Origin of the sequence: Candidatus Colwellia aromaticivorans, assembly GCF_003333305.1 — a bacterium.
Taxonomy (GTDB): Bacteria; Pseudomonadota; Gammaproteobacteria; order Enterobacterales; family Alteromonadaceae; genus Colwellia; species Colwellia aromaticivorans.
The window spans coordinates 49,994-60,445 of sequence record NZ_QOLD01000076.1 but is presented as its reverse complement, the minus strand read 5'-3'; the positions used below and the strand labels follow the sequence as shown (position 1 = coordinate 60,445).

General features: G+C 37.2%; 7 protein-coding genes and 1 pseudogene. 6 read left to right on the top strand and 2 right to left on the bottom strand.

Annotated elements, in window-relative coordinates; genetic code table 11:
* Window positions 1–611 precede the first annotated feature (611 nt).
* Window positions 612–1,826 (top strand): EAL and HDOD domain-containing protein, encoded by a 1,215-nt coding sequence (locus DWA31_RS12700; protein WP_114326951.1) that lies wholly within the window; start codon window positions 612–614, stop codon window positions 1,824–1,826.
* Window positions 1,827–2,537: 711 nt separating this feature from the next.
* Here the strand turns inward: DWA31_RS12700 and yihA are convergent.
* The gene (yihA, locus tag DWA31_RS12695) at window positions 2,538–3,158 is read right to left on the bottom strand and encodes a ribosome biogenesis GTP-binding protein YihA/YsxC (protein WP_114326950.1); all 621 of its coding nucleotides are present in this window, start codon (window positions 3,156–3,158) and stop codon (window positions 2,538–2,540) included.
* A 196-nt stretch (window positions 3,159–3,354) separates the two neighbouring features.
* On the opposite strand from yihA, the pseudogene DWA31_RS17880 reads away from it, so the two are divergent.
* The 5 genes and pseudogenes from DWA31_RS17880 to DWA31_RS12675 all read left to right on the top strand — a co-directional run.
* A pseudogene (locus DWA31_RS17880) lies at window positions 3,355–3,639 on the top strand (c-type cytochrome); the annotation flags it as partial.
* A gap of 90 nt (window positions 3,640–3,729) precedes the next feature.
* Window positions 3,730–4,299: a c-type cytochrome gene (locus tag DWA31_RS17875; protein WP_425451890.1), complete on the top strand. Its 570-nt coding sequence runs from the start codon at window positions 3,730–3,732 to the stop codon at window positions 4,297–4,299.
* A gap of 112 nt (window positions 4,300–4,411) precedes the next feature.
* The gene (locus DWA31_RS12685) at window positions 4,412–5,038 is read left to right on the top strand and encodes a paraquat-inducible protein A (RefSeq protein WP_114326948.1); all 627 of its coding nucleotides are present in this window, start codon (window positions 4,412–4,414) and stop codon (window positions 5,036–5,038) included.
* Window positions 5,028–5,684 carry a paraquat-inducible protein A gene (locus DWA31_RS12680; protein WP_168427338.1) on the top strand — a complete coding sequence of 219 codons (657 nt, stop codon included), beginning with the start codon at window positions 5,028–5,030 and terminating at the stop codon, window positions 5,682–5,684. The genes DWA31_RS12685 and DWA31_RS12680 overlap by 11 nt, the downstream gene beginning before the upstream one ends.
* Window positions 5,674–8,718, top strand: coding sequence for a PqiB family protein (locus tag DWA31_RS12675; RefSeq protein ID WP_114326946.1), 3,045 nt, complete (start codon window positions 5,674–5,676; stop codon window positions 8,716–8,718). The genes DWA31_RS12680 and DWA31_RS12675 overlap by 11 nt, the downstream gene beginning before the upstream one ends.
* Before the next feature lie 10 nt (window positions 8,719–8,728).
* On the opposite strand, the gene thiE is transcribed toward DWA31_RS12675, so the two are convergent.
* Window positions 8,729–10,330 (bottom strand): thiamine phosphate synthase, encoded by a 1,602-nt coding sequence (gene thiE, locus DWA31_RS12670; protein ID WP_245942616.1) that lies wholly within the window; start codon window positions 10,328–10,330, stop codon window positions 8,729–8,731.
* Between the last annotated feature and the right edge of the window lie 122 nt (window positions 10,331–10,452).

The following is a 10,452-nucleotide window of genomic DNA, read 5'->3' as shown; positions in this document are numbered from 1 at the left end:
TGAACATCCTGAGCGATGGTCAAAAAAAGAGAGAAACTGGCAGCCAATAGGCGCTGTGGAGTTAAATCCAGAGCAGCACAAAGAAGCTGCTTAACAATTTAGGCGACAACTGCCTTGAAAAACGCCGTATATACAAAAGTGAACACTGAGTGTCAGAGTTTTTTACAGTCCCCAAAAAGCTCATTGCTGCCGTTGGTGCTTCGCTTATAAACGCTAACCTTTACCGCTTTGATGACGTTATTATTTTAGCGAACCAACAAGATATTTAACCGCTATAATAAGTTCAATAAACCTAAATAACTTTCAACGAATATTGGCAAAGTAAAACTCACTGATAATTTATCATAGTGCATGTAATTTACAGATTAAAGTTAGCTAAATCTTCTATCAGCAGCTTATAGTTGAGTGATAGTGCAGAACTTATAATTGTATAATCAATCTGAGCCAAGAGCAGAAACATGTAAGAAATTGAAAAACAAAAAGTTAATTAAGCAAACATCGAATTTGCTCGCTATACAATCTATTGTTTAAAAAGTAGAATAGATTATCAATAGTAAACTAATATTTTTTATACTAATCAGCTCGAAATTCAGACGGATAAGAAGAACATAATGAAAGTATATACTGCTCGACAGGCCATATTAAACCGAAAAGAGAATGTTGTTGCGTACGAGTTGTTATACCGAGGCGGACCTGAAAATTTTTTTCCACAAATAGATCCCCATAGTGCAACTTCAAAGTTAATTGTGAGAACACACCTAAATCAGGGGTTATCGTTAATAACCGACAATAAACCAGCCTTAATTAATTTTCCTGAAGAGTCAATTTTAAATGGTTTACCTTTGATTTTGCCACCAAAGCAAGTAATGATTGAAATACTTGAAACCGTTACACCTTCTGATGAAGTCTATCAAGCATGCAGAACCTTATATCATCAAGGTTATCATTTAGCCTTAGATGATTTTCTTTATAAACCCGAATGGAGCCGCTTTTTCAAATTGGTAAAATTAATTAAGTTTGATATTCAAGCAAATTCACTAAGTGTAGTTGCCCCATTAGTTAAAAAATTAAAAACAAGAAAAAACTTAAAGGTTCTTGCTGAAAAAATTGAGACTAAAGAAGAGTTTTTACTGGCAAAGAAATTAGGTTTTCATTTTTTTCAGGGTTATTACTTTTGTCGACCTGAAATATCAGAAAGAAAAGAAATAGATAGTAACCCACCAATCTTGTTAAGTTTGATGCAAGAATGCCTAAAAACACAGTTAAATATTAGCAGTATCACCAGTTATTTTGAGCGTGATGTTGCTCTTTCATTTAAGTTGTTTAAATTTATTAATTCTGGGATATTACCAATAACACAAGAAATAACCTCAATTAAAAAAGCTTTAATCTATTTAGGTGAAACTCAAACAAAAAAATTGATTTTACTATTAACGGCTGGAATATTAGCTGAAAACAAACCGAAAGAATTAACTCGACTCGCTATTGTCAGAGCAAGGTTTTGTGAATTAATAGCTGAGAAAGCAACACCTGAACTTAAAGAAGCAGGCTTTATGGTAGGGTTGTTTTCTTTATTAGATGCCATGCTTGACTCGCCACTTGAGCAAATTATTAATAATTTATCCTTGCCTGTTGAAGTAGTAACAGCACTGACAAGTGAAAAACCCTCTCAGTTAAAATATATTCTTAGCACGGTCACCTATTACGAACAAGGCAGTTGGTATAACACCAAACGAAATGCCGAAATGGCTAATATCGATTATGAGAAACTAACAGATTATTATCAAAATGCATTAGTGTGGGCGAATAAATATAATGACAGTTAACAAAACACATCAGAGTAACTATCTCACAATTTAAAATATTAGAAAATATATGGCAAATAGTTTAATTTTAATGTCTCTGTGCGCACTTTGAAGTCATCTCAATCTAACTTCACGACTGGCGGCAATGGTGGCATTTTTGCCAGTCAGGTTATTCGATTAATTGATAATATTTATAGTCAAACAATACATTTTTATATCTGTGGGGAACGTCCGCTATCGTATCTTTGTTAACATAGCTCCAGTGATAAGTGATAATTAGAGCATTCTTCAGAAAGAGTTTTTTGTGGTAAATATGACATGATTATCTTTAATCTCACTCGGTGACTTATAATCTCAAGCATTATGCGCAGTCACACATGATTATCTTTAATCTCACTCGGTGACTAATAATCTCAAGCATTATGCGCAGTCACAGATTCTCATTTTTTATGACACCTCCACACACATAACATTAGTAAGATTGATCTAAATCAATATAAATAGAGTATTTATACTATTAATGCTTTACATTAGTAGAGTAGTTGCTCTATAATTGCCTTGTTCCTAAGCGAACACTTACTTATTGTAATAATTTTTGATTATAGCTTTCCCCATAGCTTATACCGATGACCTTTAAATTTAAGGTATCATCGGTTTTTTTTTACGTGTTTTTCGAGTAGTCAGCAAAAAGCTTTAGTGACGAATGTCACTCAAAATAGACGATAAAACTCATCACTCACTTTCTTGATCTTCTGTAAACCAATCACAAATAATCGTATCGGCTTGTTCTGAGCCAGTACGTTTAAGCGAAGAAAAAGCTTGAACCCTTACATCACCATTAAGTGTGTCTAGTACTTTTTTAACTTTCAGTACTTCAGCACTTCGTTTACCTTGAGATAATTTATCGCATTTGGTGAGTAATGCTAATACTGGAAGGTCGCCATCAACAGCCCACTCAATTAAATCCATGTCTAAATCTTTTAGTGGGTGTCTGATGTCCATTAGCACGACTAAGCCTTTTAAACTTTGACGTTTTTCTAAGTATTCACCTAAGGCTTCTTGCCATTTTTTTTTCATTTCTAGTGGCACTTTGGCAAAACCATAACCGGGCAAATCAATTAGGCGTTTATTGTCACCTATTTCAAATACATTGATTAGTTGAGTACGACCGGGAGTTTTACTAGTACGAGCCAAGCCTTTTTGATTGGTTAATGTATTTAATGCGCTTGATTTACCCGCATTTGATCGACCAGCGAAGGCGACTTCAATACCACTGTCTTCTGGTAATTTTCGAATGTCCGGCGCACTAATGGTGAAGGTCGCTTTACTTAAATGTATTGTTTTAGAAGACAAGGGCTTAACTCAGTTGAAAAAGTAAAAGCGCATTATAACGTTTTCTTTTCCTTTTTTTATTAAAAAATAAACAAATTAGTAAAATACTGTGTTTTTTCAGTGATTTTTTCTTAGATTTTGTTACAGACTGTGTATATTAGTGTAAAATGCCGTCACTTTTTATTTATTTAGTTTTTGACAAGCAGAGAGCAACTCAATGAAAAAAATTATCTTTTCACTACTGTTAACCATGAGCGCTGTTAATACAGCAATTGCCGTAGAAGGCAATGTCGATGCGGGTGAGGCTAAAGCGGCTATGTGTGGCGCTTGTCATGGTGCAGCAGGTATTAGTCCTAGTCCTACTTATCCTAACCTTGCTGGCCAACAAAGTGCGTATATCGTTAAGCAATTATCTGATTTTAAATCGGGTGCACGTACCGATATGATGATGGCGCCAATGGCGGCAAATTTATCTGAGCAAGACATGGCTGATTTAGCGGCTTTCTTCTCAAGTCAAAAGCGTGTTAGCGCACAAGCAGCAGCGAGTGATAATAGTTCAGCACCTGCAGCTGTTTCATCAGGCAGTGTAGATATAGTGACGTCAACGCCAGCCAAAGCAATATATGCGGGTGATGTTAAAGCAGGCCAAGAAAAATCAGCTATGTGTGCATCTTGTCATGGTGCTGATGGTAACAGCCCTATTGCTATTTATCCTAAACTAGCAGGTCAAAGTGCTAGCTATGTTGCTAAGCAATTAGCTGATTTTAAATCAGGTGAGCGTGTAGATCCTGTTATGGTTGGCATGGTTGCCGCTTTATCAGAACAAGATATGAATGACCTAGCGGCATACTTTGCTGTGCAAATACCAACAGCAGGTCAAGCTGAAGGCAGTGATATTGGTCATAAATTATATTTTGGTGGTGATGCAAATAAAGGTATTACTGCTTGTGTTGCTTGTCACGGTGTAAAAGGCAAAGGTATGGCTCAAGCTGGCTTTCCTGCACTTGCGGGTCAAAATGCAGATTACTTGAAAAAGCAAATTGCTAGTTTCCGTGAGGGTAGTCGAGGCAATGACCGTAGCAGTATGATGCGTAATATCGCCATTAAATTATCCGATAGTGATATTGATGAGCTAGTCAACTATATGTCTTCGATTAAATAGCATTTATACAGTTATTGTGTGATTTTTATAAAAAGCAGCGTTTATCGCTGCTTTTTTAGTTTATATCCCCTAGAATATTAGTAGCTTAGATATAAAACAAAGTTAGGATGATTTGAATAAAACAAAAAATGCCAAACAATTAATTGCCTGTCGGCAGTGCGATGCATTGTATGACGCTCCAATGCTAAAGCAAGGGCAAAGTACAATATGTACTCGTTGTGGTTGTACCTTGACTGAGCGCAAAGTAGATTCAATAGAACGTGGTTTTTATTGGTCGCTTGGGGGAATTATGCTATCAGTCCCTGCGATACTATTGCCTATTATGGGGGTGACTCTAGTAGGGCAATATCATCATGCCTCATTATTAGATTGTATTTTGGCACTTATTGACCGTGGTTTTTTTATGATTGCCACTTTAGTTTTTTTGTTCACTTTGGCAGTACCCGTTGTTCGTTTGTTGGGCGCTTTTTATATTACCTATAGCTTCAAGTTTAATCGCTTAAGACCGTCACTATTACATTTTTTTCGCGCCTATCACCATTTAGACAACTGGGCGATGCTAAATGTTTTTATGTTAGGTATTGTTGTCTCTATGTATAAACTGCTTGATGATACTGAGCTTTCAGTAAATATGGGTTTGTTGGCATTTATTCTCTGGCTTATCTGTTCAACGATGGCTTCAAGTGCGTTAGACCAAGATTATATATGGCAAGAATTGGAGAATGAATTTGTCGATTAAGACCGCCCAAGAAAGTGGTCTAGCGCTTTGTCCAAAATGTCATAAACTCAACGATATGATGCAGAGCTCTGGCAATAATGCACGAATACAATGTGTGCGCTGTCATGGCATGTTTTACCCACGTAAACCGCGTAGTTTACAATATACTTTAGCGTGGAATGTAGCGGCATTACTCGCCTTTATTCCGGCAAATCTTTATCCAATAATGATTCTTTATTCGATGGGTATTGGCGATCCCAACACGATACTGTCTGGTATTGGTGAGTTTATTGATCATGGACTGTATCCTATTGCCGTCATTATTTTTACTGCCAGCATTATTGTGCCATTACTTAAAATTATAGGCTTGTTTTTACTGGTTTATAGAGTACATACTGGGGTGAGGTTACGACCAGATAAGCACAGTAAATTTTATCATGCATTAGAATTTTTAGGCCCGTGGTCTATGCTGGATGTTTTTGTGGTAGCCTTACTTGTCGCTGTAGTGGAACTTGGCTTTGTAACCTCCGTTGCCGCAGGGCCGGCGATTAATTATTTTACTTTGACGGTCATCTTTACCATGATTGCAGCAAATAGTTTTGACCCACGACTTTTGTGGGATAAAAAACAAGGTAGTGAAAACACTAAGGAAGAAAATGACTATTGATAAATCATTAAATGATAGCAGTGAAAAACTTTCAGCTGAAGTTGTACCACGCCAAGGTATTTCAATTGTTTGGTTTGTACCTTTTATTGCGCTGATTTTTGGTGGATGGTTGGGCATTACAGCCCTGTCTGAACAAGGAACATTTATTACCATTGAGTTTGAAAATGGTACCGGTATTGTGCCAAAAAAAACTGAAATTCGTTATAAAGGTTTGGTTACTGGTTTGGTTGACAAGGTAGTGCCGTCCGAGGATTTACAGTCAGTTATTGCCCATGTAGAAATATCGAAAGCATTTAGTGATTATTTAACTGAAAATACACAGTTTTGGTTAGTCAGTGCTGATATCTCCTTACAAGGGGTTTCAGGTTTAGATACTTTACTATCAGGTAGTTATATTCATATTATTCCAGATACTAACGACGATGCTGATAATCAAGATCATTTCATTGCGCTAAAAGAAGCACCACAACTTGATATGACTACGCCTGGATTACATCTTACGCTGCAAACAAGCGTGTTAGGCTCTATTAGTGAAAACTCGCCGATTACTTTCAAGCAAATTCCAATTGGTTATGTCACTGGTTATCATTACGCAGAAGAAAACCAAGCAATAAATATTAATATTTTTATTGAACAAGAATATGCCCACTTAGTAAAAGAAAACTCATTATTTTGGAATACTAGTGGTGTGCAAGTTACGGCTTCAATATCTGCGGGAATAAAAGTAAACACTGATTCATTAGCGTCTATTATCGCTGGCGGTATTGCCGTTGATACGCTGAGTTATCAAGAAAAATTGTCATCGGCTAAAAATGGTCAAACATTTCCTCTACATGCCGATTTTCAATCGGCAGAAATGGGCTATGAAATTGAGTTAACGTTAGACTGGAATTCAGGCATTAATCACAATGCTACCATTTTATATCAAGGCCTAACTATTGGTGCAATAGAGTCTTTTAGTAAGATAGATCCGAAAAGTAGAAAAATAACAGCCAAAGCTAAAGTGAACCCGAGGGTAGTGCCTTATTTAACGGATCAGTCTCAGTTTTACTTAGTATCACCACATATTGACTTAACGGGTATATCGAATGCTAAAACGCTCGTAAGCGGTACTTATATTAGCATTCGTCCGTCCTTGCAAGGTCAGCCAACAGACAAATTTGTTGTGTTCAATTCTAAGCCACCTTATCAATATACTGAGCCAGGTTTGCATTTAGTACTTCAAGCCAATGATCGTAATTCTTTACAAGTGGGTAGTAATGTTTATTACAAGCAGCAGGCGGTAGGTAGTGTACAAACAGTTGAAACTATTGGTGCTAAGCAGCATTTAATACATATTCATATTGAAAAGGAATACCAAGATTATGTTTCAGTTAATAGTCATTTTTATAACAATTCAGGCCTAAAAATTAAAGCAAACTTGCAAGGTGTTAATATTGAAGCACAATCACTGCAAAGTATTTTAACTGGCGGTATTTCTTTTACTAACTTTGAGCAAGAAGCGAGTGATAGAGGGGTAGTTAATGGAGATACATTTAACTTGTTTGCAAATCAGAAAATTGCACAGCAGCGTATTAGTTTTACTTTAACCACCTCTGCAAATGAGCCTATTAGTGTTAATACCAGAATTTTACACCGTGGTGTTGAAATAGGTGCTATTCATAAAGTTGAAATGCAAGGTGATAATAGTAAATTGTACTTAGGTTTGTTACCAAAATACCAATATATCCTGCGTGAAGGCACGCAATTTTGGTTGGCAAAACCTAATCTTTCTTTATCTGGAGCATCGGATATTGATGCTTTGTTAGGTGGGAGTTATATCACTTTTAATCAATATGCAGAATCAGATGAAGACAAAAAAGATTTTATTTTATTAACGTCACCGCCAGCGAAGCATGCTAGTGCCGCCGGTTTACAATTAAGCTTGTTAAGCGAGAATGCTAGTGTTGCAACACCGGGCAGTAGTGTTAGTTATCGCGGCGTTACCGTAGGACAAGTGGATAATGTTACCTTGGATAAGAAAGCTGATAGGGTACGCGTTAATATCACGATAGATGAAGAACATAAATCGTTAATACAGGCAAGTACACGCTTTTATAATGCTAGTGGCATCACACTAAATGGCAGTTTTAGTGATTTTGTTGTTAAAGCCGAGTCTGTTGATGCCATATTGCGTGGTGGTATTAGTTTTTATAATCCACCCGTTAATTTATCTGGGAATGTTGCGGTTAAAGAATTAGAGAACTTTAATTTATTCGAGCATTTTGAACAAGCTAGCAATGCGGGTTTATCTATTAGCATACACTTTAATGACTTTACGGGGCTGAAAATAAACACCAAAGTTGCTTATCAAGAGCAAGAAATTGGCAGAGTGGAGCGGTTAGTTTTTAATGACGATGAAATTGGTGTTACTGCCCTCGTGCTGTTAAATGATGTAGGGGCAAAATATGCCAAAAAAGGGAGTAAGTTTTGGCTAGTAGAACCGACAATAGGTTTAGTGGGATCGAAAGATGTTGCCCATTTACTTGATGGCGCTTTTATTGCTCTGCTCCCTGATACAGATTTATCAAATGATGTAAAAATTGAGTTTCAAGCATTGGCGATGGCGCCAACAGTGACCCAATTATCTTATGGGTTGAATGTAAAGTTAATCACGCAGCGTTTAGGGTCAATTCGTGTCGGGAATCCGGTGTTATATCGACAAATTACGGTGGGTAAAGTCATTGGTATAGACTTGTCACCAACAGCAGATACGGTGAATGTGTTTATTAATATTGCCAAGCGCTATGAGTCTTTAGTAAATAGCGGTAGTAAGTTTTGGAACACTAGTGGTATTAACATTGAAGCAGGTATTTTTTCGGGTATTAATATCGATTCAGAGTCGATTGAAACACTCATTGCTGGCGGCGTCGCTTTTGCGACTCCAGAGTCTAGTGATAACGATGGCGAGCAAGACAAGCTGAGTTTTACTTTGCATCAAGATGTTGATAGCGATTGGCTCGAATGGCAGCCAAAAATATCTATTGGGCAGTAAATATAAGTCATCAAAGAGTCTGTGCAATAAATTGTGCAACTGCTTCTTCAGGTTGTTTTGCTTCGGTAATGGCTGTTACCACGGCAATACTATCAACGCCTGTTGCTAAAACTTGTGGCGCACGCTCAAGGTTAATGCCGCCAATGGCAACAACGGGAATAAGATCGCTGTTACTCTGCTGGTCATTATCGAGGTCTGTTGATGAGGCACCTTGTTGTCTCAGTGCTAACAATTGTTTTAAGTTACTGATCCCCTGAATTTGCCCTGTCATATCCTTGGTTTTAGTGGGGAAAATTGCCCCAACGGCTAAGTAGGATGGTTGTAATTGTTGTGCTAATAAAAATTCATAGCAGCCGTGAGTGCTAATTCCTAAGCGTAAGCCCGCTTGTTGTATTTGTGCTAAATCGGCATCAGCTAAATCTTCTTGGCCAATATGCACTCCGTAAGCGCTATGCTTTATTGCTAATTGCCAATAATCATTAATAAATAGTCGAGTTTCATAGTCTTTTGCTAAGGCAACTGCGTCAATGATCATCTGCTCTAATTCATCTTTGGCTAAATTTTTCACTCTTAGTTGAATGATTTTAAGTCCTAAGGGCAGTAATCGCTTGAGCCAATACAGTGAGTCGATAACGGGATATAGGCCAAGTTTTTCGCCTTGCAAAGCTAAGCTATTAAAGCTTGGCAAGTTTTGGTTTTTTTGCGTTAATTCATCACTAACTTGTGGAAAATATTGCGCTTGTTTTGGCCATGAAAGTTGCTCGAAAGCACCATAATATTGATGACCGTTTATTGCATTCAGAGGTACCGTTGCAGCTAAGCCTTGATTAATAAATGCTTTACTTAAGGTAAACGCATCGCGCAGTAAATAACCTTGCGCTAAAAAAGCAGCTAATGCGCTAGCAAAGGTACAGCCACCACCATGACTATAATGACTGGCAAGGCATGGAGAGCTAAGTTGATAGCTAATGCTTTGTAACGTTTTGTCTTGGTTATCTTGCTTAATAGTATTTAGTTGATAGTAACACAAATCAATGCAAACGCTGTTAATGTCACTATGTCCTCCTTTAACTACTACGGCATTAATAGCAAAATCTTGGCCTATCTTTTGTGCTAAAACTGCGCTATTTCCTGTGGTATCCGCTAAGGTTTTTGCTTCGATTACATTTGGTGTAATAACATCTATTTGCGTTAATAAAGGTGTTAATTCGGCTAGCGATAGTGTATTGAAATTACCACCAACACTGGCTTGACCAACGGGATCGAACACCGTAATTAATAAACTATTTTCTTGTTTTAATTTAGTAAGAGTTGTCGCTAACCATTGCACTTGCTCAGCGTTGGCGACTAAACCAATTTTGATCACAGTGGGCTTTTTATCCTCAGATAAAATATCAACTTGTTGCTGTAATAACTCAACAGGTACAGCATTAACTGAACGCAAGGTTGTTGAGTTTTGTACCGTATTAGCGGTAATTAAATGACAAACTTCTACCCCTAAGGCATGACCCGTTTTAATGTCTGCAGCTATGCCAGCACCACCGGAGCAATCACTACCAGAAATGGTCCATATTATGGGTTTTTTCTTACTCATATTAATCATGTCAGTCATCAATGTCACTTTTTCATGCGTTTGAATTTAAATAATCTAAATAAAAAAATAGCGTAAAGGCTAAGTTAGTTGACTCTTCTGCAAGGCGAATACGCGGAGCCTAGTTTACTAGGTGAGCATAT